Raw genomic sequence first — 25,119 nt, 5'->3', positions numbered from 1 at the left:
CCAGCAAAGCCGGGCCCTGGGGCTCAGGCCTGCGGAGCGGGGCCGTGGGCCGGGCCGGGCCATTGGCGCGCCAGCGCCTCGAAGTCGGCCAGCGGCAGCGGGCGGCTGAACCAGTAGCCCTGGAAGGCGTGGCAGCCCTGGCCGGCGAGCAGTTCGCGCTGCGCCTCGCTTTCCACGCCCTCGGCGATCACGTCCAACCCCAGGCTGTCGCCGAGCTGGATCACGGCGCGGGCGATGGCGCGCGCATTGGGCTCGGTGAGCAGGTCGCGGACGAAGCTCTGGTCGATCTTGAGCTGGGCCAGCGGCAGCCGCTTCAGGTAGGCCAGCGAGGAGTAGCCGGTGCCGAAGTCGTCCAGCGAGAAACGCAGGCCCAGCGCGCGCAGCTGGCCCATCAGGCGGATCACCGCCTCCACGTCCTCGATCACCGCGCTTTCGGTGAGCTCGATCTTGAGCTTGTCGGTGGGCGCGCCGCTGCGCGCCAGCAGCTGCTGCATGAAGCTCAGGAAGCCCTTCTGGCGGAACTGGTTGGCGCTGACGTTGACGGCCAGGCTCAACGGCGCCATGCAGGGCTCCTCGGCCCATTGCGCGAGCTGCTCGCAGCTGCGTTGCAGCACCCATTCGCCGATCGGGACGATGAGCCCGGTCTGCTCGGCCAGCGGGATGAAGCGCGCGGGCGACACCCAGCCGCGCTGCGGATGCTTCCAGCGCAGCAAGGTTTCGGCGCCCACCAGGCGCCCGTCGCGGCCGACCTGGGCCTGGTAGTGCAGCTCGAACTGGCCGGATGCGATGGCCTCGCGCAGGTCGGTCTCCAGCGCGGTGCGCTCGGCCATCGCGGCCTGGGTGACGGGGTCGAAGAAGCACAGCTGGTTGCGGCCGCCGGCCTTGGCCTGGTACATCGCGTGGTCGGCGTGCTTGAGCAGCTCCTCGGCACCCGGCTCGCCGTCGCCCCACAGCGCGATGCCGATGCTGGGCGTGCTGTGCTGGGCGCGGCCGTCCAGCTGGTAGGGCTGGCCCAGCACGCGCAGCAGCTTCTCGCCCGCCGCCTCGGCATGCTGCACGGCCATGTCGCGCGTGGTGCCCAGGTCCTGCAGCAGCACGACGAATTCGTCGCCGCCCCAGCGCGCCACGGTGTCGTCGGCGCGCAGCGAGGCCTGCAGGCGCTGCGCCACTTCCTTGAGCAGCTGGTCGCCCATGCCATGGCCCAGCGTGTCGTTCAGGGACTTGAAGTTGTCCATGTCCAGGAACAGCAGGGCGCCATGGCGCTGGCCGCGGCGGCTGGCCGCCAGCGCCTGGCGCAGCCGGTCCAGCAGCAGGCGGCGGTTGGGCAGGCCGGTGAGCGCGTCGTAGAAGGCGAGCTTCTCGATCTCGGCCTCGGCGCGCTTGCGCTCGGTGATGTCGCGCGTCAGGCCGATGAACATGGGCCGGCCTTCGCGCTCGATGCGCGAGACCGCCAGGCTCATCGGGAACACCGTGCCGTCCTTGCGCAGCCCGGTGACGTCGCGGCCCAGGCCGATGACGCGGGCGACGCCGTGCTGCAGGTAGTTGCGGATGTAGTCGTCGTGGTGGGCGCGGTCCGGATGCGGCATCAGCATGTTGACATTGCGCCCCACCACCTCCTGCCATTCATAGCCGAACATGCGGCAGGCCGAGGGGTTGATGGAGTCCACCCGGCCCTGCGCGTCGATGGTGATCACGCCGTCGACCATGTTGTCCAGGATGGCCTGGGTGTGCTGGGCCTGGGTCAGCAGCAGCAGCTCGTTGTTCTTGCTCGTCGAGATGTCCAGGTGGGTGCCCACCATGCGCGCCGGCCGGCCGTCGGCGTCGTGTGCCATCACGCGGCCGTTGCTGTGGATCCAGACCCAGTGACCGTCATGGTGGCGCATGCGGAACTGCACCGTGAACTGCTCGCCGCGGCCCTCCAGGTACTCGTTCAGATGGGCCATCGCGCCGGGGCGGTCGTCGGGATGCAGCAGCTTTTCCCAGGTGCTGACATGGGGCTCCAGCTCGTCGCTGCGGTAGCCCAGCATGCCGCACCAGCGCGCGTCGAAATGCACGGCGCCGGTGCTCACCGACCAGTCCCACTGCCCCAGCGCCGCGCCTTCCAGCGCCAGCGCCATGCGCTCGGCACTGTCGCGCTCCATGCGGCGCTGGCGGCGATGCAGGGTGTCGACCAGGCGCTGGCGGCGCTGCCACAGCAGCAGCGCGAGGCCGGCCGCCAGCGAAATGGGCAGGCCGACCAGCAGCACGGCATAGAGCTGGCGCCGCCACGGCGTTTCGACATGATCGATCGAGCGCCCCACCGCGACGATCAGCGTGCGGTGCATGCGCAGACCGGCCGGCCTGACCTTGCGCGCGGAGACCATGCGCTGGTCTCCGCTGATCAGCGCATGCGAGGTTTCCAGCCGCGCGTCTTCGCCGCTGGCGAGGAAGCGACCGAGCACGGAGCCTGGCGTGTCCAGCAGGTTGCGGCCCTCCCAGGCCGGGTCGCGCGGCATCATCACGAAGATCTGCCCGTCCTGGTGGGTCAGCGCGCTCCAGGTGTGGGGCGAGGTCTGGGCCGTTTCCAGCACCAGGCGGAAGTAATCGGAGTCCAGGCTGGCGGTGACCACCCCGGCGAAGCGGTTGTGCTCGTCGAACAGGGTGCGCGACAGGGTCACGGTGTCCGCGCCCAGCACGCTGCGGAAGGGAGGCGAGACGTACAGCGTCTCCGGATGGCTCTGCAGCTGCGCGGCCGGCACCGCGTAGTAGGCGCGGTGGCGCACGTCCATGCCGATCAGCTTGGGCACGGAGCTGGCGCGCACGCGACCCTCGGCGTCGACCACCATCATCACGCGCACGCCGGGCATGGCCTTGACCAGGGTGTCCAGCAGCGCGGCGTTGTTGCGCGCGGAGGCTTCGTCGGGGCGCTGGCGCTGCTGCAGCTGCAAGGTCTTCAGCGCGGCCTGGATCGCGATCATCTGCTGCGAGACGATGCCGTCCAGGGTCTGCACCAGCACCTGCAGCTTGTCGCCTTCGTAGCGGCGCAGCGCGTCGCGCTCGGCGGCCAGCCACCACAGCGCGCCCGCCCAACCCACAGTCAGCAGCAGGACCAGGACCACCCAGGGGCGGGCGGTTCTGCGATAGGGGAGCAGGGCGGACACGGACATGACAGGCCGCGCACGATACCCCAGCGTCCTCGCCCTTTCTCTTGACGTGCATCAAGTGATGGCCCGAGGGTCCCGGCTTCAGGGCATTTGCACGGACTTCGGGGCGGATGTCAGCGCGTCTTGCGCAGATTCGCGGGGGCGATCTTCAGGGCTTCGCGGTATTTCGCGACCGTGCGGCGGGCCACCTGGATGCCCTGCTCCTCCAGCATGCTGGCGAGCTGGCTGTCGGACAGCGGCTTGGCCGCGTCCTCGGCAGCGACGAACTGCTTGATCAGCGCCCGCACCGCGGTGCTGGAGGCGTTGCCGCCGGCTTCGGTGGACAGCCCGGAGCCGAAGAAGTACTTCAGCTCGAAGGTGCCCCAGGGCGTGGCCATGTACTTGGCGGTGGTCACGCGCGAGATGGTGGATTCGTGCAGGCCCAGCTCGTCGGCGATCTCGCGCAGCACCAGCGGCTTCATCGCCAGCTCGCCGTGGGTGAAGAAACCCTTCTGCCGCTCCACGATGGCCTCGGACACGCGCAGGATGGTGTCGAAGCGCTGCTGGATGTTCTTGATGAACCAGCGCGCCTCCTGCAGCTGGCCGCCCAGCGGCGAATTGCTGACGCCGCCGCGCGTGGCGCGCAGCGCCTGGGCGTAGAGCTCGTTGATGCGCAGGCGCGGGCAGACCTCGGGATTGATGCTGACGCGAAAGCCCCGCCCGCTCTTGGTGACGATCACGTCCGGCACCACGGCGCCCGCCTCGTCGCGCGCGAAACGGCGGCCCGGCTTGGGCTCCAGGCTGGCGATCAGGGCCTGGGCCGCGCGCAGCAGCTCTTCGTCGGCCCCGGTCAGCGACGCGAGGCGGCGCCAGTCGCGCCGCGCCAGCAGGTCCAGATGGCGCTTGCAGATCACCAGGGCCAGCGCGCCGACGACATCGCGCGGACGCGCCCGCAGCTGCAGCTGCAGGCATTCGGAGAGGTCGCGCGCGCCGACGCCGGCCGGCTCCAGGCTGTGCAGCCAGTTCAGCGCGATGCGCAGGTGCTCCAGCAGGGATTCACGCGTCTCGGCGTCCGCGTCCGGCCCGAGCAGGGCCGTGGCGATCTCTTCCAGCGGGTCTTCCAGGTAGCCATCGTCGTTGAGCGATTCGATCAGCGCCAGCAGCGCGGCGCGGTCCAGCTCGCTGAGCACCATGCCCGCCAGTTGCTGGCGCAGGTGGTCCTGCAGAGTCTGGCCCGGCGCCTCGGTGTCGCGTCGTTCGTCGTCCTCGTCGCCCGTCGGCGCGCTGCCGGGCAGTTCGCGGATGCCGTCGAAATCGTCGCGCTCGGTGCCGTTCTCCCAGTCCTCGCGCTCGGTGGTGCCGAAGTCCTCGGCGCGCATCTCGGCGGCGGGCTCGCCGTCGTCATGGCTTCCGCCCGGCTCCTCGGCCGCGGCGGTCTCGCGGTTGGCGGCGCGCTCGGCCGCCGGGTCGGGCGCCGCGCCCGTTTCCTCGTCCGTCTCCAGCAACGGGTTGCTGGAAAGCATCTGCTCCACCTCCTGGTGCAGCTCCAGCGTGGAGAGCTGGAGCAGGCGGATGGACTGCTGCAGCTGCGGCGTCAGCGCCAGATGCTGGGACAGTCGGACCTGGAGGGTGGGCCTCATGGCGCGGGCGGCGGCGGGGGTGGCCCGCTCACATCCGGAAGTGCTCGCCCAGGTAGACCCGGCGCACGTCCTGGTTCTCGACGATGGCCTGCGGCGTGCCTTCGGCCAGCACCGCGCCCTCGCTGATGATGTAGGCGCGGTCGCAGATGCCCAGCGTTTCGCGCACGTTGTGGTCGGTGATCAGCACGCCGATGCCGCGCTCCTTGAGGAAGCGGATGATGCGCTGGATTTCCAGCACCGCGATCGGGTCCACGCCGGCGAAGGGCTCGTCCAGCAGGATGAAGCGCGGCTGGGTGGCCAGCGCGCGAGCGATCTCGACGCGGCGGCGTTCGCCACCGGAGAGCGCGGGCGCGGGGCTGTCGCGCAGCTTCTCGATGGACAGGTCCTGCAGCAGCCGGTCCAGCTCGGCATCGATGCGCGCGCGCGGCCAGGCCTTGCCCTGCTCGTCCTGCTGCAATTCCAGCACCGCGCGGATGTTCTCCTCGACGGTGAGCTTGCGGAAGATCGAGGCTTCCTGGGGCAGATAGCTCAGCCCCAGGCGGGCGCGCTGGTGCATGGGCAGGCGCTCGACCGGCGCTTCGTCGATCTGGATGCTGCCCGCGTCGGCGCGCACCAGACCCACGATCATGTAGAAGCTGGTCGTCTTGCCGGCGCCGTTGGGGCCCAGCAGGCCCACGACTTCGCCGCTGTGCAGATCGAGGTGGACGTCTTTCACCACCTTGCGCACGCCATAGCTTTTTTGCAGGCCCTCGGCCTGCAGGCGGCTGCGCGGCGTTCCGCCCTCCGCCGGACGTGCGACAGCATTCATGGGGTCTTGGTGGGCGTCAGCGTGTTGCTGGGCTTCAGCGGCAGCCCCTTGTTGCCGGATTCGGAGGCGCCGGACTCGGGCGCGCTGGCCGCCTTGGGAATCATCACCATGCGCACGCGGCCATTGGGATGCGGCGCCTCGGTGCCCGGATCGACCGAGAGCTTCTCGGTGCGGTTGTCGTAGACGATGACCGCGCCGCTGACCTCGTTGCCCAGCTGGCTGCCGCGCAGCGTGCGCACGCGGGCGTTGCCGATGAGGCGCACGACATCGTTCTGGCCGTCGTATTCCAGCACGTCGGCAAAGCCTTCCATGACCTCGCCGGCGACGTCGCGCGCCTGGCGGAAGCTCACCGGCTTGCCGGCGCTGCCGGTGGCGTCGGCGCGGTAGAAGCCGTCGGCCGTCTGGCGCATCAGCACGCGGTCGGCGCGCAGCATCATCGAGCCCTGCGTCAGCATGACGTTGCCGTTGAGCTCGACGCGCTCCTTGAGCATGTCGTAGCCGCTGCGCTGGTCGGCCTCGATGGTCAGAGGCTTGTAGCGGTCGTCCTTGGCCGCCTGGCTGCCCAGGCTGGCGCCCAGGCCGGCCAGCGCGAGGACGCAGACCAGGGCCTGGCGGGAGAGTGTGTGGGTGGTGTGGCGGAACATGGCGGCACGGTTCTTGCAAACCATTCTAGCCCTGGCGGGTGGGCGGGCAGCCCCCCGACTCAAGCGCCGAAGGGGCGGGACCGTTCAGCATGCCACAGTCGCCCTGTCCGCAAGGCCCGAGTCAGCGTCATCCGGCTGGGCCCCGGGGTGGCCCCGCGTCCACGACGCCGGGGCTGTTTGCGGCGCTCAGCGGCCGCGGGCGTTGCGGATCAGCGCGTCGGTCACGGCCAGCGCGCGGGCGCCCAGCTCCTGCTCGCTCATGCGTTGGCCCGCGGCGGCCATGGACGGCGAGGTCAGGAAGCGGCCTGCCACGCCGATCGCGGGCACGCCGTCGATGCCGTAGGCGTCCTGCAGCTTGGCGGCCTGCAGGCACTTGGTGTTGACGCCGAAGGAGTTGTAGGTCTCGGTGAACTTGGCCGGATCCACGCCCAGCTTGGACAGAAACTCGGCCATGCCCTTCGGGTTGTCCAGCATGTTGCCGCCGCGATGGATGGCGTTGAAGATGGCCGGACGGGTTTCCGCCTCCTTGCCCATGGCCTCCAGCGTGTAGAACAGGCGCTGGTGCACCTTGACGTTTTCGCGGAAGGCGACGTGGACCTTGCGGAAGCTCACGTCGGCCGGCAGGCGCTGGGCCCAGGCTTCCACCGCGGGCTCGAACACGTAGCAGTGCGGGCAGCCGTACCAGAAGAACTCGACCACCTCGATCTTGCCCGGGGCGGCCGGCGGCAGCGGCGGGTTCACGCGCCGGTAGTTCCTGCCCTCGGTCAGCTCGGCCTGGGCCAGGGCATTGCCGGAGACCCCGGCCAAACCGGCTGCACCCGCGGCGCAGGCCAGCGCATTGAACTCTCTACGCTTCATGTCGTTCCTCTCTGTCCCACCGGGGCGGGGGGCGTCGCGGGGCATCCTAACGCCGCGTGCCGCTTTGCTGCCTTAACCCGGGCTTAACCCCCAACCGGCCCGGGCCGGCGGGGAAGCCGGGCTGATTACTTCTGAACCTTGACCAGGTTGTTCTCGATGCCGGCGGCCTCCAGCTTGCGCTGCAGGCCCTCGGCCTCGTCGCGGCCGTCCATCGGGCCGATGCGCACGCGGTGCACGACGCGGCCGGATTGCTCGCGCTCATACACCTTGGCGGTGAAGCCCTGCATCGCCAGCCGAGCGCGCTGCTGCTCGGCTTCTTCCGGTCGCGTGAAGGCGCCGGCCTGGACGAAGTACTGGAAGGGGTCGGCGGCCGCGGCCTTGGCCTCGCTGGCGCGCCCCGCCGGCTTGGCCTCGGTGGCGTGCTTGGTCTCGGCGGCGGGCTTGTCGGTCGGCTTGTCGGCTGCCCGGGCAGGGACGGAGGCCGGCGCCGCGGCGGGCGCGGGGGCCGGCGTCTGCACCGGCGCGGTGGCCGGTGCCTGGGTGGTCGCCGGCGCCGTGTCCGCCGGCGCGACCACGCCGCTGGCCGCGCGCGCGGCACCCTTGCCGGTCAGTGGCGCGTTGGGGTCCCAGTTGCGGTTGCGCTGGGCTTCCTCGGCGTCCTGCTCGGCGGTGCGCTGCGGCAGCTTGTTGACGAAGGGGATGGGCACCTTGGTGATGTACAGCGCCACGCCCAGCGCGATGCCCAGGCCCAGCAGCAGGCCCACGATCAAGCCCAGCACGAAGCCTCCGCGCTGCTTGTCTCCACCCTTGCTCATCGGCTTGCCTTTCATTCGGTCGATTCGGTCGGTTGCGCCAGGTCGGGTCGGGCGCCGTTCAGGCGGCGCCGGCGGTCGCGTCGGCGTCGCGGGCCATGGCTTCGGGCGCGGACACGCCCAGCACGCCCAGCGCGTTGCGCAGCACCTGGCGGGTGGCGGCCAGCAGCGCCATGCGCGAACGCGTCAGCGCCGCGTCCTCGGCCAGGAAGCGCTCCGCGGCGTAGTAGCTGTGGAAGGCGCCGGCCAGGTCGCGCAAGTAGAAGGCCACGTCATGCGGGGCCAGGTCTTGCGCGGCGGCCGCGAGCATGCGTGGATAGTCGGCGAGCTTGAGCATCAGCGCGAATTCCGTCGGCGCGCCGAGCAGGCCCAGATCGGCCCCTGCCAACTGCGCGGGATCGCCGCCCTGTTCCTGCCAGTTCCGCAGCACGGAGCAGATGCGCGCGTGGGCGTACTGGACATAGAACACCGGGTTCTCGTCGTTGGCCTTCAGCGCCAGGTCCACGTCGAAGACGAATTCGGTGTCGGCCTTGCGGCTGATCAGGAAGAAGCGCACCGCGTCGCGGCTGGTCCAGTCGATCAGATCGCGCAGCGTGACGTAGGAACCGGCGCGCTTGGAGATCTTGACCTCCTGGCCGCCGCGCATCACGGTGACCATCTTGTGCAGCACGTAGTCGGGGAAGCCCTGGGGGATGCCCAGGCCGGCGGCCTGCAGGCCGCCACGAACGCGCGCGATGGTGCCGTGGTGGTCGGTGCCCTGCACGTTGATGCACTTGGTGAAGCCGCGCTGGAACTTGTTGACGTGATAGGCCACGTCCGGCACGAAGTAGGTGTAGCTGCCGTCGGACTTGCGCATCACGCGGTCCTTGTCGTCACCGTAGTCCGTGGTGCGCAGCCACAGCGCGCCGTCCTGCTCGTAGGTCTTGCCGTTGGCGACCAGGCGCGCCACCGTGTCCTCGACGCGGCCATCCTTGTACAGGCTGGACTCGAGGAAGTAGTGGTCGAAGCGCAGGCCGAAGGCCTGCAGGTCCAGGTCCTGCTCATGGCGCAGGTAGGCGACGGCGAACTGGCGGATGCTGTCCAGGTCCTCAATGTCGCCGGAGGCGGTGAACTCGCGGTCGTCGGCCTTGACGGTTTTCTTCGCGAGGAAGTCGTCGGCGATGTCCTGGATGTAGTCGCCGTTGTAGGCGGACTCGGGCCAGTCGGCGTCGCCGGGCTTGAGGCCGCGCAGGCGGGCCTGGGTGGACAGAGCCAGGGTCTGGATCTGCACGCCGGCGTCGTTGTAATAGAACTCGCGGCTGACCTTCCAACCCTGGGTGGCGAACAAATGGCACAGCGAGTCGCCCAGCGCGGCCTGGCGCGCATGGCCCACGTGCAGCGGGCCGGTGGGGTTGGCCGAGACGAACTCGACCAATGCCGACTCGGCGCGCGCCGGCTGGCTGCCGAAGGCCTCGCCGCCGCTCAGCACCTCGGCGACCACGGCCTGCTTGGCGGCCGGCTTGAGGCGCACGTTGATGAAGCCGGGGCCGGCGATCTCGAGCTGATCGACCCAGGCCTGGAAGGCGGCCTGCTGTTGCAGGCGATCGATCAGGGCCTGGGCCAGTTCGCGCGGGTTCTTTTTCAGCGCCTTGGCGAGTTGCATGGCTGCCGTGCAGGCGAAATCGCCGTGACTGGCCTGCTTGGGGGTTTCGAAGGCGGCCGCGGGGGCGGCGGCCAGATGGCCGGCGGCGATGGCCTCCCGGCTCAGCTCCTGGAGGGTGGCGCCCAGGGCGGCGAGCAATTCCTGCTTGGCTTGGATCATGATGGTGCCGATTCTAAGGAATGGCCGCCGGGATGCCGGAGGTCGGTGCCGCGTGGCGCCCGCGCCCATGCCGGACCTCCGCCTGCCTTTTCCGGCTTGCTGCGGCGGGCGCCCTGGTGCAGCATAGGCGTCTTCATGAGTCAGCACAGCGATACGTTCTTCCCTGGCGAAGCCATGCTCACCGCAGACGCGGACCTGCCCGCCCAGATCGGCAAGTACCGGGTGCTGCGCCGGCTGGGCGAGGGCGCCACCAGCGACGTCTTCCTGGCCATGGATGATTTCCGCGGTCAGCAGGTGGCGATCAAACGGCTGCGCGCGCGCGGCCTCGCGGCCAGTGAAGAGGCGATGAGCAACCGCTTCTTCGCCGCCGAGGCGGCGCTGGCCGGGCGACTGCAGCACCCCAACGTGGTGCAGATTCTGGACGCGGTGCAGGATGGCAGCGCGCCCTATCTGGTGATGGAGTTTGTCCACGGCGTGACGCTGAAGGCCTTCTGCCGCAGCGACCGCCTGCTGCCGCTGGACCAGATCGTGGAACTGGGCTTCAAGTGCGCGATGGCCTTGTCCTATGTCTTCCGCCAGGGCCTGATCCACCGCGACATCAAGCCGGCCAACCTGTTGGCGGTGCTGGATGCCCAGGGGCAGGTGACCGACGTCAAGGTCAGCGACTTCGGCAGCGCGCTGAACCTGCACGCGGACATGACGCAGGTCCACCGCGTGGGCTCGCTGGCCTATATGCCACCGGAGCAGATCGAGGGTGGCGACGTGGGCTGCCAGGCCGACATCTATTCGCTGGGCGCCGTGCTCTACCACCTCGTGGCCGGCCGCCCGCCTTTCGACGCGCCCAACCAGATGGCGCTGATGCACCAGATCTACCACCAGGCGCCGCAGTCGCTGGTGGGGCAGCGCGGCGGCGTGACGCCGGAGCTGGACGCGGTGATCCTGCGCGCGCTGGCCAAGCACCCGCAGGAGCGCTACCCCGACTGGGAGGCCTTCGGCGAGGCGCTGTCGCTGCTGGTGGCCCGCCAGCTGGTGCCGCTGGCCCGGCTGCACGAGGTCAAGGACTCGGAGCGCTTCAACCTGCTGCGCCGGCTGGAGTTCTTCGCCGGCTTCGGCGACGTGGAGCTGTGGGAGGTGGTGCGGCGCGCGCGCTGGCGCCGCTATCCGCTGGAGCATGCGCTGTTCAAGAAGGGGCAAGAGGGCAACACCTTCCACATCATTGCGCAGGGTGCGGTGGAGGTCTGGCGGGACGGTGTCAGCGTGGCCGTGCTGGGCGAAGGGACCTCGGTGGGCGAGATGGCCTACCTGGCGCCCAACCCCGAACTGCGCCGGCACAGCACCGACGTGCGCGTGATCCAGCTCTGCACCACCGTGTCCTTCACGCCGGAATCGCTGGGCCAGCTCAGTCCGGAGTGCCAGCACCGTTTCGACCGCGCCTTCATCCAGGTGCTGGTGCGCCGCCTGCATGTGGCGCACGAGGCGCTGGCGCATCCGCGTCGCATCTTGTAGTGAGTCCTTGGTCAACCCGGCTTGTGGCTGTCACGTTGCTGTGATCCACTGCCTTGGCAGTTGTTGTCCCCCACCACTCCCGTGAAGGAGATCCCCATGAAAAAGCTGATCGGTGTTCTGGCCCTCGCCCTGTTCGCGGTGACGGCCCAGGCCAAGGAAGAGCCCAAGAAGGAACTGACGCCCCAGCAGCAGCGCATGAAGCAATGCAATGCCGACGCCAAGGGCAAGAGCGGCGCCGAGCGCAAGACCTTCATGAAGGAATGCCTGGGCGGCAAGACTTCGGCCGCCGCCGCGGCCGCGAGCGCCCCGGCCACGCAGCAGGACAAGATGAAGCAGTGCAATGTCGACGCCAAGGGCAAGAGCGGCGCCGAGCGCAAGGCCTTCATGAAGGAATGCCTGTCCAACAAGGGCTGACTTCGGCCTCACGGCCTGGGGGGCTCCGTGGCGATCACGGAGCCTTTTTCTTTTCAGCGCGTCAAGACTCCACGCGCCAGCATCACGGCGGCGATGGGGATGAGCACCAGCAGGTGGGCCTGGAGCATCACGCGGCCACGCACCTGGCGGATCTCGGCCTCGGTGGGCAACTGCCCATCGGCTTCCAGCCGCCGCCGCCAGCGGCGGAATGCCAGCGTGGGCTGCAGCGACATCAGCCCGATCAGCAGGAACATGCCCAGCTTGAAATGCAGCAGCGGTTGGCTCCAGTACCAGCCACCGCCCTTGAAACCCCAGTAGCTGCGCGCCAGGCCGGTCAGCAGCACCGCCACGGCCGCCGCGCCATAGATCGCATCCACGCGGACCAGGCGTTGCACGACGGCGGCATTCATCCATTCGCCGCGGCACAGCGCCGCTTCGCTGCTGAGAAACACCACCAGGCCGAGGATGGCCACGATGTGCAGGCCGGCCAGCAGGGCTTCCAGTGTCATGGTGCACTCCCTTCGGCGCGGGCCCAGTAGTCGGCGCTGCCGTAATTGCTCTTGAGGAAATCGATCCACAGCCGCACGCGCAGTGGCAGATGCTTGCGCTGCGGCAGCATCGCGAAGATGCCATTGGGCGGCGCTGCGAAGTCATCCAGCACGCGCTGGAGCCGGCCTTCGCGCAGGTCCGCCGCCACCTCCCAGGTGCTGCGCCAGGCCAGCCCCAGGCCCTGCACGCACCAGTCGTGCAGCACCTGGCCGTCGCTGCAGTCCAGCCGCCCGCTGGGGCGCAGGTGCTGCACCTGGCCTTCGATGGTGAAGGCCCAGCCGCGGGTCTGGCTGGCGTCGGAGCTGAGCATCAGGCATTCATGGCGCGCCAGTTCAGAGGGATGCTGCGGTTCCCCGGCGCGCTTGAGATAACTGGGTGCGGCCACGCAGAGCCGGCGGTTGTCGGCCAGGCGCAGGCTGATCAGGCTGGAGTCCACCAGTTCGCCCACCCGCACCGCGCAGTCGAAGCCTTCGTTGACGATGTCCACGACGCGGTCCGACAGGTTCAACGACAGGCTGACCTCCGGGTGCTGGGCGAGAAACTCCGGCACCAGCGGCGCCACGTGGCGGCGGCCGAATCCCGCGGGTGCGGTCACGCGCAGATGGCCGCTGGCCTTCACGCCGCCCGCGCTGACGCTGGCTTCGGCATTGGCGAACTCGGCGATCAGTCGCTGGCAGTCCTCCAGGAAGGCCGAGCCTTCGTGGGTCAGCGTCAGGCGGCGCGTGGTGCGCAGCAGCAGTTTCACGCCCAGGCGGGCTTCCAGGGCATCGATGCGGCGTCCCATCACGGCCGGGGCCACGCCCTCGGCCTGTGCGGCGGCGGTCAGGCTTCCCCGGGTCGCCACCAGCACAAAGGACTCCATCTGTTTGAGGCGGTCCATGCCCCGGGATTGTGCGTGTTCATGCGAGCCATGCGCGGAATCCGACGTCAGGACGTTGTTATTTGTGCAAAAAAGTGAGGGATCTAGGATCCATCGGTGCATGAATCGACGGCCCGTCAGGCTCTACAGTCGAAGCAAGCCCTGAGCGGAGGGTTCCGCTCGCGCATGTTTCAAGGAGTTGCCATGAATTCCCGCACCGCCCGCCATCGCCTGCAGATCGACGCCGATCTGGCCCGCTTCATCGAACAGGAAGCCCTGCCCGGTACCGGCGTCGACCCGTCCGCCTTCTGGGCCGGTTTCGATGCGCTGGTGCACGATCTGGCGCCGCGCAATGCAGCCCTGCTGGCCGAGCGCGACCGGCTGCAGGCCGAGCTGGATGCCTGGCACCGCGCCAACCCGGGTCCGATCCGGGACATGAAGGCCTACCGTGAGTTCCTCGGCCGCATCGGCTATTTGGTGGCCGCGCCGGTGCAGCCCTTGGCCGGCACGGCCCACGTGGATGACGAGCTGGCGCTGCAGGCGGGCCCGCAGCTGGTCGTGCCCATCCTGAACGCGCGCTATGCGCTGAACGCGGCGAACGCGCGCTGGGGATCGCTGTACGACGCGCTCTATGGCACTGATGCGATTCCTGAAACCAATGGCGCTGAGCGCGCCGGCGCCTACAACCCGGTGCGCGGCGCCCAGGTGATCGCCTATGCGCGCCAGGTGCTGGACCAGGCCGCGCCGCTGGCTGGGGGCGCCTCGCACCGCGACGCCACGGCGTACCGGGTGGACGGCGGCCAGCTGCGCGTCCAGCTGCAGGGCGGCGCCAGCGCCGGCCTGGCGGACGCGGCCCAGTTCGTGGGCTTCCAGGGCGAGGCCGCGGCCCCCAGCGCGGTGCTGCTGCGCCACCACGGGCTGCACATCGAGATCCAGATCGACCGCAGCTCGCGCATTGGCGCCAGCGATGCGGCGGGGGTGTCCGATCTGCTGATGGAGGCGGCGCTGTCCACCATCCTGGACCTGGAGGATTCGGTGGCCGCCGTCGACGCCGAGGACAAGCTGCTGGCCTACCGCAACTGGCTGGGCATTCTGCGCGGCAGCCTGACCGAGGAGGTCAGCAAGGGCGGCCAGCGTTTCGTTCGCCGTCTCAATGCTGACCGCCGCTACGTCGCGCCGCAAGGCGGCGAGCTGGTGCTGCCGGGGCGCTCGCTGCTGTTCGTACGCAACGTCGGCCACCTGATGACCAACCCGGCCATCCTGATCGCCGGCGGCCAGGAGATTCCCGAGGGCATCATGGATGCGGTCATCACGACGCTGATCGCGCTGCATGATCTGAAGCAGCTCTCCGGCTCCGGGCTGCGCAATTCGCGCAAGGGCTCTATCTACATCGTCAAGCCCAAGATGCACGGCCCGGCCGAGGTGGCGTTCGCCGACGAACTGTTCGGCCGCGTGGAACAGCTGCTGGGCCTGCCGGCCTCGACCGTCAAGCTGGGCATCATGGACGAGGAGCGCCGCACCAGCGTGAATCTGGCCGCCTGCATCGCCGCCGCGCCCAGCCGCGTGGCCTTCATCAACACCGGCTTCCTGGACCGCACCGGCGACGAGATGCACACCGCGATGCTGGCCGGTCCCATGCTGCGCAAGGGCGACATGAAGACGAGCAGCTGGATCCAGGCCTATGAGCGGCTGAACGTGCTGACCGGCCTGTCCGCCGGGCTGCGCGGCCGCGCGCAGATCGGCAAGGGCATGTGGGCCATGCCCGACCTGATGGCCGCGATGCTGGAGCAGAAGATCGCCCACCCCAAGGCTGGCGCCAACACCGCCTGGGTGCCCAGCCCCACCGCCGCCACGCTGCATGCGCTGCACTACCACCAGGTCAGCGTGGCCCAGGTCCAGCAGCAGATCGAGGCCGACGCCCCCGGCGTGGACCGCGAAGACCTGCTGAACAAGCTGCTGACCATCCCGGTGGCCGAGCAGCCGAACTGGAGCGAGGCCGAGAAGCAGCAGGAGCTGGACAACAACGTCCAGGGCATCCTGGGCTACGTGGTGCGCTGGGTGGACCAGGGCGTGGGCTGCTCCAAGGTGCCCGACATCAATGGCGTGGGCCTGATGGAAGACCGGGCGACGCTGCGCATCTCCAGCCAGCACATCGCCAACTGGCTGCACCACGGCGTGGTCAGCGAAGCCCAGGTGCGCGCCACCTTCGAGCGCATGGCCGCCGTCGTCGACCAGCAGAACGCCGGCGACCCCGCCTACCGTCCTATGGCCGGCCATTTCGACACCAGCTTTGCCTACCGAGCGGCGCTGGACCTGGTCTTCAAGGGCAAGGAACAGCCCAGTGGCTATACCGAGCCGCTGCTGCATGCCTGGCGGTTGAAGGTGAAGGCAGCGAGCTGATCCGGCTTCATTCGCCCATCAGGAAACCCCGGCGGCCGTGAGGCCGGCCGGGGTTTTGTCATGAATGTGCTGAAAGTCATGACTGGGCCGAGCCGGGGCAGAACTGTTGCAGGGCGGAACAAGGGTGAGTTGCACTTTAGCAACGGAATATCTGAAGTCATCCCTTCGGATGAACCCGTACGAATGTCGCCCTTTTTTCACCAAAAAGGGGGGGCGCATGGGTGTCATTAGTCATCAATCCGGGGGAACCCACCCCAGTGGCTTGTGCGAATCATGAGAACTTTCACCCCCTTATGGGGGTCTCGACCCAGTCGGGATCTTCACAAATGGGAAGCGGCTTTCAGAAGAAGTCCGCTGACACCTGGATCCAACTGGAGTTTCTGAATGCTCAAACGCAACGCAATCAGCGCCGCGGCCTTGCTCTGTCTGGGCGTCGTTGTCAGTACCTCGGCACTCGCTCAAGAGGAGAAGACGACGCTGGAGCGCGTCACCGTCACGGGTTCCAACATCAAGCGGATTTCCGCGGAAGGCCCTCTGCCGGTTGAAGTGATCACCCGCGCCGAGATCGAGCGCAAGGGCGTGACCAGCACCAATGAGCTGCTGCGTTCGTTGTCCTACATGTCCAGCTTCAACGATGAGCTGACGTCCAACAGTCCCAACGCCACCGGCTCCGCGACCGCCGGTTTCCGCGGTCTCTCGGGCGATCAGACCGTGGTGCTGCTGAACGGACGCCGCCTGGCCAACTATGGCTTCGACGGCGCCTTCGTCAACCTGAACACCATCCCGCTGGGGGCCATCCAGCGTGTCGAAGTGCTGAAGGACGGGGCGGCCGCGATCTATGGTGCCGATGCCATTGGTGGCGTCATCAACTTCATCACCCGGCGCGATTACAAGGGCGTCGATCTGTCGGCGTCGTATGGCATTTCGTCGGAGGGCGACAGCAAGGAAACCTCGGCGACGGGTACGGTGGGCTTCGGCAGCCTGGAGCGTGAAGGCTTCAACGTGCTGGCCAACCTGAACTACTTCAAGCGCGACCCGCTGATGAATCTGGACCGGGAGCGCACGAAGACGGGCGACTACCGCCGCTTCGGCGGCAGCAACCAGCTGTCCACGTTCGCGCCGACCGGCAACTTCGTGAATCCGACGACCGGCCTGCAGGCGCCGTTCCGTCCCTGCCCGGACCCCAGTCTGCTGGTGACGCCCTCGCCGCTGTCGGGATCGGGCTCCAGCTGTGTGTTTGACTTCGCCCCCTATCGCACGACCATGTACAGCACCGAGCGCCTGGGTGGCCTGGTGTCGGGCCGTGTGAACCTGGGCAGCAGCGCCCAGCTGTTCGGCGAACTGATGTTCTCCCGCAGCGAGAGCTTCGCGAGTGCCGCGGGTGCGCCCGGCAACTTCACGCTGCCGGTGGGCCACCCGGCCAATCCTTATTCCAGCGCGATCACCGTGCGCGGCCGCCCGCTGCAGGCGGGGCCGCGCACGACGGACAACACCTCCGAGGCCTCGCGCATCCTGGTGGGGGTCGAAGGTACTGTCGGCGGCTTTGACTACAACATCGCGGTGGGCCAGGCCAAGAACAAGACGGAGAACGTTGACGGCGGCTACTTCCTGCTGGACAAGATGTTCGCCGCGATTGCGAACCGCACCTTTGATCCGTTCTCGACCAGCAACCCTCAGTCGGTCATCGATGCCATCAAGTCCAATGACGTGCGCACGGGTGAGACGACCAACACCTTTGTCGACGCCAAGCTGTCGACCGAGGTGGGCCAACTGGGTGGCGGGGCGATTGGTGTGGCGGCGGGCGTGACCTTGGGGCGAGAGGAAATCTCCGACGTACCGGGACCGAACTCCCGTATCGGCAACATCTTCGGCAGCATTCAGCAGTCGGACGTGGTGGCCAAGCGTTCGCTGAGCGCTGTCTACGCGGAAGTCAGCCTGCCCTTTACCAAGAGCCTGGAGGCCCAGCTTGCGGTTCGCCACGACCGTTACGAGGGCGGAACGAACTCCACCACGCCCAAGGTGGCGCTGCGCTACCAGCCTATCAAGCAGGTGCTGCTGCGTGCCTCGTACTCTGAAGGGTTCAAGATGCCCTCGCTGCGCGACCTGTTCGGGGGCCTGAACCAGAGCGCGGATTCGGTCCAGGACTTTCCCGGCTGCGCGGCACGCAACCAGTCGCCCTGTCCGCGACTGCAGTACGACCGCTTCTCCGGTGGCAACACGGCGCTGCAGCCTGAGAAGGCCAAGGGCATGAACTTCGGCGTGCAGTTGGAGCCGACTGCCAACACTCGCCTGGGCTTGGACTACTTCATCATCAAGAAGACTGATGAAATCGGTCTGGTTCTAACTCAGTTCGTGATCGATAGCGTGCCCTATGCCCCGGGCGCCACGACCAATCTGGGCGGGAATCCCGCGTTCTCGGTGACCCGCAATGCAGGTGGCACCATCACCTCGGTGAACACGTCGCTGGGCAACCTGGGCAAGCGCAACATCCGCGGCTTTGACCTGTCCGCGGAGCAGGCGATCCCGACCTCCATCGGTCGGTTCTCGCTGGAAGCCAACGGCACCTACTACGCCAAGTACAGCTATGCCGACCAGCCCGGGACGCCGATGTACAACCGCCTGGGTCTGCTGAACCTGCCGCGCTGGCGCACCCAGGTTCGCGTGGGGCTGAAGTCCGGCAACTGGGACGGCAATGTGTACTTCAACAGCCGTGCCGACATGTACGACAAGCAGCAGTCGACTGCCGCTACGCCGGTGACCCCGACGACGGCGGTGGTAGGCAATTTCGACACCTTCGATCTGTCGCTGGTTTACACGGGCTTCAAGAACCTGCGTCTGACGGGGTCGGTGAAGAACCTGTTCAACAAGGAGCCGCCGTTCTCCAACAACGACACTCGCACGCTGGGCTTCTCGCAGATGGACGACATTCGCGGTCGTTTCTTCACGGTCAGCGCGAACTACACCTTCTGATGCTGATGGCTTGAACCCGGGCTAGCCTGGGTTTTCAGGTTCACGGGCGACTCCTCACCCGCAAGTTAACACCCCAACCACCTCGGTGGCTGGGGTGTTTTTATTGGCACTGCGGTTTCGCGAACAGGGCCAGTCGGCTGTCCGGCGTTGCTCGAGGGAGCGCGGGCGCACTGGCCGCCATGCCTTTCCCCATCAGAACTGCTTGGCGGCGGAACCTGACCGAATCCAGCATTACAAGTGTGGCGTTGTGTATGAACAACGGAAATTTCAAATTTTGATTAGGTAGAAACTCTTTGTTTTGCCACTGTTTTGTTTCAAAAAAAGCACCGCTTGGTTCGACTTAGTCATCAATTCGGGGGAACCCGACTCTGTGCTGTGTGAGGGGCATGAGAACTTTCACTCCCTTTTAGCAGGGACACCGGCTTGGCCGGTTGTGCCCAAGGGGGCGCGGCTTTCAGAAGGAGCCCGCTGCCACTCTGATTCAACGGGAGGTTATGAATGCTCAAACGCAACGCAATCAGCACCGCGGCCTTGGTCTGCCTTGGCGTGACCACCAGTGTCTCGGTGCAGGCACAAGAAGAGAAGACGACGCTGGAGCGTGTCACCGTCACGGGTTCCAACATCAAGCGGATTTCCGCGGAAGGCCCTCTGCCGGTTGAAGTGATCACCCGCGCCGAGATCGAGCGCAAGGGCGTGACCAGCACCAATGAGCTGCTGCGTTCGTTGTCCTACATGTCCAGCTTCAACGATGAGCTGACGTCCAACAGTCCCAACGCCACCGGCTCCGCGACCGCCGGTTTCCGCGGTCTCTCGGGCGATCAGACCGTGGTGCTGCTGAACGGACGCCGCCTGGCCAACTATGGCTTCGACGGCGCCTTCGTCAACCTGAACACCATCCCGCTGGGGGCCATCCAGCGTGTCGAAGTGCTGAAGGACGGGGCGGCCGCGATCTATGGTGCCGATGCCATTGGTGGCGTCATCAACTTCATCACCCGGCGCGATTACAAGGGCGTCGATCTGTCGGCGTCGTATGGCATTTCGTCGGAGGGCGACAGCAAGGAAACCTCGGCGACGGGTACGGTGGGCTTCGGCAGCCTGGAGCGTGAAGGCTTCAACGTGCTGGCCAACCTGAACTACTTCAAGCGCGACCCGCTGATGAATCTGGACCGGGAGCGCACGAAGACGGGCGACTACCGCCGCTTCGGCGGCAGCAACCAGCTGTCCACGTTCGCGCCGACCGGCAACTTCGTGAATCCGACGACCGGCCTGCAGGCGCCGTTCCGTCCCTGCCCGGACCCCAGTCTGCTGGTGACGCCCTCGCCGCTGTCGGGATCGGGCTCCAGCTGTGTGTTTGACTTCGCCCCCTATCGCACGACCATGTACAGCACCGAGCGCCTGGGTGGCCTGGTGTCGGGCCGTGTGAACCTGGGCAGCAGCGCCCAGCTGTTCGGCGAACTGATGTTCTCCCGCAGCGAGAGCTTCGCGAGTGCCGCGGGTGCGCCCGGCAACTTCACGCTGCCGGTGGGCCACCCGGCCAATCCTTATTCCAGCGCGATCACCGTGCGCGGCCGCCCGCTGCAGGCGGGGCCGCGCACGACGGACAACACCTCCGAGGCCTCGCGCATCCTGGTGGGGGTCGAAGGTACTGTCGGCGGCTTTGACTACAACATCGCGGTGGGCCAGGCCAAGAACAAGACGGAGAACGTTGACGGCGGCTACTTCCTGCTGGACAAGATGTTCGCCGCGATTGCGAACCGCACCTTTGATCCGTTCTCGACCAGCAACCCTCAGTCGGTCATCGATGCCATCAAGTCCAATGACGTGCGCACGGGTGAGACGACCAACACCTTTGTCGACGCCAAGCTGTCGACCGAGGTGGGCCAACTGGGTGGCGGGGCGATTGGTGTGGCGGCGGGCGTGACCTTGGGGCGAGAGGAAATCTCCGACGTGCCGGGACCGAACTCCCGTATCGGCAACATCTTCGGCAGCATCCAGCAGTCGGAAGTGAATGCCAAGCGTTCGCTAAGTGCTGCGTACGCGGAAGTGAGCCTGCCTTTCACCAAGAGTCTTGAGGCGCAATTGGCACTGCGGCACGACCGTTACGAGGGCGGAACGAACTCCACCACGCCCAAGGTGGCACTGCGCTACCAGCCTATCAAGCAGGTGCTGCTGCGTGCCTCGTACTCTGAAGGGTTCAAGATGCCCTCGCTGCGCGACCTGTTCGGGGGCCTGAACCAGAGCGCGGATTCGGTCCAGGACTTTCCCGGCTGCGCGGCACGCAACCAGTCGCCCTGTCCGCGGCTGCAGTACGACCGCTTCTCAGGTGGCAACACGGCGCTGCAGCCTGAGAAGGCCAAGGGCATGAACTTCGGCGTGCAGCTGGAGCCGACTGCCAACACTCGCCTGGGCTTGGACTACTTCGTCATCAAGAAGACCGACGAAATTGGCCTGGTTCTCGCACAGTTCGTGATCAACAACGTGCCCTATGTTCCGGGCGCCACCACGACGTTGGGTGGCAACCCCTTGTTTGCGGTGACCCGCAATGCCGGCGGCACCATCACAAAGGTGCAGACGTCCCTGGGCAACCTGGGCAAACGCAAGATCCGCGGCTTTGACCTCTCCGCGGAGCAGGCGATTCCCACCTCCATCGGTCGGTTCTCACTGGAGGCCAATGGCACTTACTATGTCAGATATGCCTATGCTGACCAACCTGGGACGCCGATGTACAACCGTCTGGGCCTGCTGAACCTGCCGCGCTGGCGCACCCAGGTTCGAGTGGGGCTGAAGTCCGGTAACTGGGATGGCAATGTGTACTTCAACAGCCGGGCCGACATGTACGACAAGACCCAGTCCAATGCCGCCTTGCCTACGCCTCCGACCACTCCGGTTGTCGGCAATTTCGACACCTTCGATTTGTCGCTGGTGTACACGGGTGTCAAGAACCTGCGTTTGACGGGATCGGTGAAGAACCTGTTCAACAAGGAGCCACCGTTCTCCAACAACGACCCCCGCACCCTGGGCTTCTCGCAGATGGACGAAATTCGCGGTCGTTTCTTTACGGTCAGCGCGAACTACGCTTTCTAATTCTCTCGGTGAGGGACCCGGCGATGCTCGGGTCGCGATCCTACGAGCTGTCTAAGCGCTTGTGACTCGACACCTCGGCCTCGACAGAGGCCGAGGTGTTTTTCATGTCCGTTCAGCATGAGCGCACTCTCGCCAAGACGGTCCTGACCATCAGCTACTTCGACCGGCCGGGCCGTCCCCGTCTTTCATGACCTCAAACTTTCGAACCGCCCGGTGTGGATCCTCATGCCGGGTGGTGTGGGAGGGGCTCGGCCGGCAAGGGCCGACCCCTATCCCGATTTCCGGTGGCGCATTCCGTCAGCGTGGCCGATTTGCCGGCCTGCATGCCATCTTCCCCCGAACGCATCAAGAGCGCTGACCGAAAGGCGGCTGGCGCTGATGGCATCTTGCTGTGTCTTAAAAAGATGATTTGGGCGATATGCGCCAATATATTTATATGGTGACGAAAACGGGCGAATTATGCGTATTTGTGCGACTGCTGAATGCGCAATCGATTTCGTGAAAATTGAAGATGGAGATTTTTGGCATTAGAAGAAGAGACCGGCATCCCGTTGCTTGATTTCCTGGCGTTGCCCCCCTCCAACAATGCCAGACGGCGGGCGGGGAAACCCGATGAATCCCTCTCTTGTGGTTCAGTGACACTCGTGGACTCATCAGTTGCACAACGGATGATTTATTGGTATCGCCATGCAAAACCAAATTGGTTGAGTGTTGCGAATCGTCAGAGGAGGATTATTATGAGATTGAAACCTATTGCTTCCGCGGTGGCCGCAGCACTTGCTGCTTTCACGGTTCCTGCGATTGCCCAACAGTCTGGGGCTACACAGCTTGAGCGTGTCGAAGTTACTGGAACGAACATCAAGCGTGTGGATGCGGAGACAGCGTCCCCGATTCAGACAATATCACGGGAAGATATTCAAAAGTCCGGTAAGACGACGATTGCTGACGTCATCATGGGGCTGAACGGCAATAGCAACGGTTCCGTTCCGATGTCGTTCAGCAACGGCTTTGCCGCAGGCGCTGCGGGTGTTTCACTGCGAGGACTGGGTGCGAATTCAACACTCGTTCTTTTGAATGGTCGTCGTCTGGCTCCTTACGGCCTGGCGGACGATGGCCAACGCACCTTCGTGGACCTCAGCACCATTCCGCTGGATGCGGTTGAGCGGGTGGAGGTCGTGAAGGACGGTGCGTCGGCGATCTACGGCTCGGATGCCATCGCCGGGGTGGTCAATATCATCACCCGACAAGACTATCAAGGAATATCCGCCAATGTTTCATACGGCCAGACTCGCTATAGCGATGGCGAACGTGTGAAGGCAGCCATTGCGGGTGGTTTTGGCGACATCGGACGGGATCGTTATAACGTCTTCTTCACGCTTGAGGCACAAAGCATCGGTGAGGTACGCCAGAGCGATCGTCAGGATCGTAAATGGATTGGCGATCCCGATATGACGAAATATGGCTACGATTACTTGCAAGGGGGGATTCGTGGTCAAAAAATATCTAATACTTCGGTAAGTCCGAGTCCGACCGGATGGGCTCGGGCAGTCACTGATGCGACGGGCGCGACCCCGGTTCCTGGCTCGGCCTATTTGCAACTGAAACCGATCGAAGGTTGTGCGACGCATCCGTCGGCCGTGGCTCAAGGATATAGCGGATGCACTTGGAATATACTGGACTATAATCAACTTCAGCCTAAGGAAAAGAAGCTGAATTTCTTGACGCGAGGTACTCTTCAAGTCAGTCCTTCAGTGACAGCATTTGGCGAAGTCGGGCTCTTTACATCCAAGGTGTCGACCACTTTCACGCCGACTTCAGTGTCGGCGAGTTGGGTGGATGCAGTGAAGGGTACTAACAAGGATAATACAAACATAGTTCTGGGTCCCAATCACCCTGACAATCCAACACCAGGTAGCTATTCGCGCCTGCGTTATGTGACAGCAGATTTTGGTGGCCGAGATAATACATATAATACGACCGTTTCTCGTGCCTTGGCGGGATTGAAGGGGACGGCGTGGGATTGGGATTGGGAAACGGGTCTCTTGTATACCGAGAGCAAGACCAAGCAAGGGACCGATGGCTATGTACGAGATAGCGTATTGCGAGACTTTCTAACTGGTCGTAATGATACGGGGCTTAATCCTTCTGGTAAGTACTACCGATTGGGAGCCAACGCGGGTCTGAACGGCAGTGATATCCGCGGTGCCATCGCGCCTCATATCGAACAAACTTCCAAAACATCGATTACTGCGCTTGACATTCGAGCGAGCAGGGAGTTGATCAAGCTGCCCGGAGGCATGTTGGCGCTGGCTGTGGGTGCGGAGTTTCGTCAGGAAAAAGTAGACAGTCCCCCGAAGCCCTTTACTTATGACGCTGATATCATCGGGTTGGGGTATTCTGGCTTTACTGGTAATCGTCGCGTGAACGCGATGTATGCTGAATTTGTAGCCCCGGTCCTCAAGAGCTTGGAGCTAAATGCGGCATTGCGGACCGACCGCTACTCGGACTATGGGTCCTCGACCACGCCAAAGCTCGGATTCACCTTTAAACCTTTGCCTCAGTTTCTGCTTCGAGGCACCTATGCAGAGGGCTTCCGTGCTCCAGGTGCGGCGGAGAGCGGCAAGAGTGAGGGCGGCTCAGCGGGATATGTGCAAGTGCGCGATCCGCTGCGTTGTCCGATGGTCAATGGCGTGGCGACCCCGCTGCCTGGTGCCACGATTAGCGACAGCTGTGAGGCCCAAGTTGTGGCGTTCAGCGCTGCGAACACGGCGGTCAAGCCCGAAAAATCGAAAAGCTTCAACTTTGGTGTGGTGCTTGAGCCTATCAAGGATCTGAGTCTGTCCTTGGACTATTGGAAGATCAAGCGTAAGGATGAAATTAACGGGGCGGACCCCGCAACGGTTCTTGAGAATCCCGCAGGCTTCCCTTCTGCTGTCATTCTTCGTAATGCAGGTGATGCATTGCCGGGTGTGCCGAATTCTGGCACGATTGCAGTGATATCAGCGCCGTATACTAATGGACCAAGCTCGGTCACGGATGGAATTGATATTGATCTTCGCCATCGCATGAGTTTGGGTGCTTGGGGTCGGCTGGTTTCTGGTTTGACATGGACTCATATACAGCATTTCCGCCGCACTTTGTCTGATGGGAAACCGTACGAGTATGCTGGCACTATAGGTCCTACTTCAATGAGTAGCTCATCTGGGCAGCCTAAGGATAAGGCTACGTTCCAAACAACTTGGGATCGTGGGGCATTTTCTTTTACTGCTACGGTGAATTATGTGTCTGGATATAAAAACGTGGAACACAAGTACACGGAAAGCGGCTGTATAAAGCGCTTTGCCAATGGCGAGGAGGCTCCTCTGGGTTGCCGAGCCCCGTCCTTCACTACGTTTGACCTGAGCGGCAAGTACGATGTTTCCAAGGCCTTGCAGGTTTATGGAAGCATCTCCAATCTGTTCGACCGTGTCGCTCCTCTGGACTTGCAGGCGTTTTATGGCTCTACCCATTACAACGCCAATTACAACCAGGCAGGTGGTATCGGCCGAACCTTCAATGTGGGGCTGAAGTATCAGTTCCGTTGAGGAGTGCTCCCCATTCCGGGGCGACTGAGCCGGATAGGCCCAGTATCAACAACGCCGGCATTCGCCGG

15 protein-coding genes are annotated in these 25,119 nt (G+C 65.4%); 6 read left to right on the top strand and 9 right to left on the bottom strand.

The features are described 5' to 3' along the window. Nucleotides 1–23 precede the first annotated feature (23 nt). From LZ017_RS09095 to argS, 7 genes are all read right to left on the bottom strand, one after another. Nucleotides 24–3,146 (bottom strand): EAL domain-containing protein, encoded by a 3,123-nt coding sequence (locus LZ017_RS09095; protein ID WP_241396334.1) that lies wholly within the window; start codon nucleotides 3,144–3,146, stop codon nucleotides 24–26. Between the two features lie 110 nt (nucleotides 3,147–3,256). Further along, complete coding sequence (locus LZ017_RS09090; protein ID WP_241396332.1) at nucleotides 3,257–4,762, bottom strand: RNA polymerase factor sigma-54; 1,506 nt, start codon at nucleotides 4,760–4,762, stop codon at nucleotides 3,257–3,259. 28 nt (nucleotides 4,763–4,790) lie between these two features. Further along, on the bottom strand, nucleotides 4,791–5,570 hold the full coding sequence (gene lptB / locus LZ017_RS09085) for an LPS export ABC transporter ATP-binding protein (RefSeq protein WP_241396330.1): 780 nt from the start codon (nucleotides 5,568–5,570) through the stop codon (nucleotides 4,791–4,793). Next, entirely contained in the window at nucleotides 5,567–6,214 is a 648-nt protein-coding gene (lptA, locus tag LZ017_RS09080) for a lipopolysaccharide transport periplasmic protein LptA (RefSeq protein WP_241396327.1), read from the bottom strand. The genes lptB and lptA overlap by 4 nt, the downstream gene beginning before the upstream one ends. 186 nt (nucleotides 6,215–6,400) lie before the next feature. After that, nucleotides 6,401–7,072 (bottom strand): thiol:disulfide interchange protein DsbA/DsbL, encoded by a 672-nt coding sequence (locus LZ017_RS09075; protein WP_241396324.1) that lies wholly within the window; start codon nucleotides 7,070–7,072, stop codon nucleotides 6,401–6,403. Between the two features lie 125 nt (nucleotides 7,073–7,197). After that, on the bottom strand, nucleotides 7,198–7,887 hold the full coding sequence (locus LZ017_RS09070; protein WP_241396322.1) for an SPOR domain-containing protein: 690 nt from the start codon (nucleotides 7,885–7,887) through the stop codon (nucleotides 7,198–7,200). A gap of 58 nt (nucleotides 7,888–7,945) precedes the next feature. Beyond that, complete coding sequence (gene argS / locus LZ017_RS09065) at nucleotides 7,946–9,685, bottom strand: arginine--tRNA ligase (RefSeq protein ID WP_241396318.1); 1,740 nt, start codon at nucleotides 9,683–9,685, stop codon at nucleotides 7,946–7,948. A gap of 174 nt (nucleotides 9,686–9,859) precedes the next feature. Between argS and LZ017_RS09060 the strand changes: the two genes are divergently transcribed. Next, nucleotides 9,860–11,191: a serine/threonine-protein kinase gene (locus LZ017_RS09060; protein ID WP_241396316.1), complete on the top strand. Its 1,332-nt coding sequence runs from the start codon at nucleotides 9,860–9,862 to the stop codon at nucleotides 11,189–11,191. Between the two features lie 96 nt (nucleotides 11,192–11,287). After that, complete coding sequence (locus tag LZ017_RS09055; RefSeq protein WP_241396314.1) at nucleotides 11,288–11,605, top strand: PsiF family protein; 318 nt, start codon at nucleotides 11,288–11,290, stop codon at nucleotides 11,603–11,605. A gap of 53 nt (nucleotides 11,606–11,658) precedes the next feature. On the opposite strand, the gene LZ017_RS09050 is transcribed toward LZ017_RS09055, so the two are convergent. Next, nucleotides 11,659–12,114, bottom strand: coding sequence for a DUF2214 family protein (locus LZ017_RS09050; RefSeq protein WP_241396312.1), 456 nt, complete (start codon nucleotides 12,112–12,114; stop codon nucleotides 11,659–11,661). Beyond that, nucleotides 12,111–13,034, bottom strand: a complete 924-nt coding sequence (locus LZ017_RS09045) for a LysR family transcriptional regulator (RefSeq protein WP_241396310.1) — start codon at nucleotides 13,032–13,034, stop codon at nucleotides 12,111–12,113. The genes LZ017_RS09050 and LZ017_RS09045 overlap by 4 nt, the downstream gene beginning before the upstream one ends. 183 nt (nucleotides 13,035–13,217) lie before the next feature. Here LZ017_RS09045 and LZ017_RS09040 point away from each other — a divergent pair, with 183 nt between their 5' ends. The 4 genes from LZ017_RS09040 to LZ017_RS09025 all read left to right on the top strand — a co-directional run bounded on the left by LZ017_RS09040 (nucleotide 13,218) and on the right by LZ017_RS09025 (nucleotide 25,051). Continuing rightward, nucleotides 13,218–15,413 carry a malate synthase G gene (locus LZ017_RS09040; protein ID WP_241396308.1) on the top strand — a complete coding sequence of 732 codons (2,196 nt, stop codon included), beginning with the start codon at nucleotides 13,218–13,220 and terminating at the stop codon, nucleotides 15,411–15,413. Nucleotides 15,414–15,797: 384 nt separating this feature from the next. Then, entirely contained in the window at nucleotides 15,798–18,383 is a 2,586-nt protein-coding gene (locus LZ017_RS09035; RefSeq protein ID WP_241396306.1) for a TonB-dependent siderophore receptor, read from the top strand. A 498-nt stretch (nucleotides 18,384–18,881) separates the two neighbouring features. Then, the gene (locus LZ017_RS09030; protein WP_241396305.1) at nucleotides 18,882–21,467 is read left to right on the top strand and encodes a TonB-dependent receptor; all 2,586 of its coding nucleotides are present in this window, start codon (nucleotides 18,882–18,884) and stop codon (nucleotides 21,465–21,467) included. Nucleotides 21,468–21,988: 521 nt separating this feature from the next. Continuing rightward, nucleotides 21,989–25,051, top strand: coding sequence for a TonB-dependent receptor (locus tag LZ017_RS09025; protein WP_241396299.1), 3,063 nt, complete (start codon nucleotides 21,989–21,991; stop codon nucleotides 25,049–25,051). Nucleotides 25,052–25,119: the final 68 nt, after the last annotated feature.

The sequence above is a fragment of the Pelomonas sp. CA6 genome (assembly GCF_022549225.1).
Taxonomy (GTDB): Bacteria; Pseudomonadota; Gammaproteobacteria; order Burkholderiales; family Burkholderiaceae_C; genus Roseateles.
This window is presented reverse-complemented; position numbering and strand designations above follow the sequence as displayed.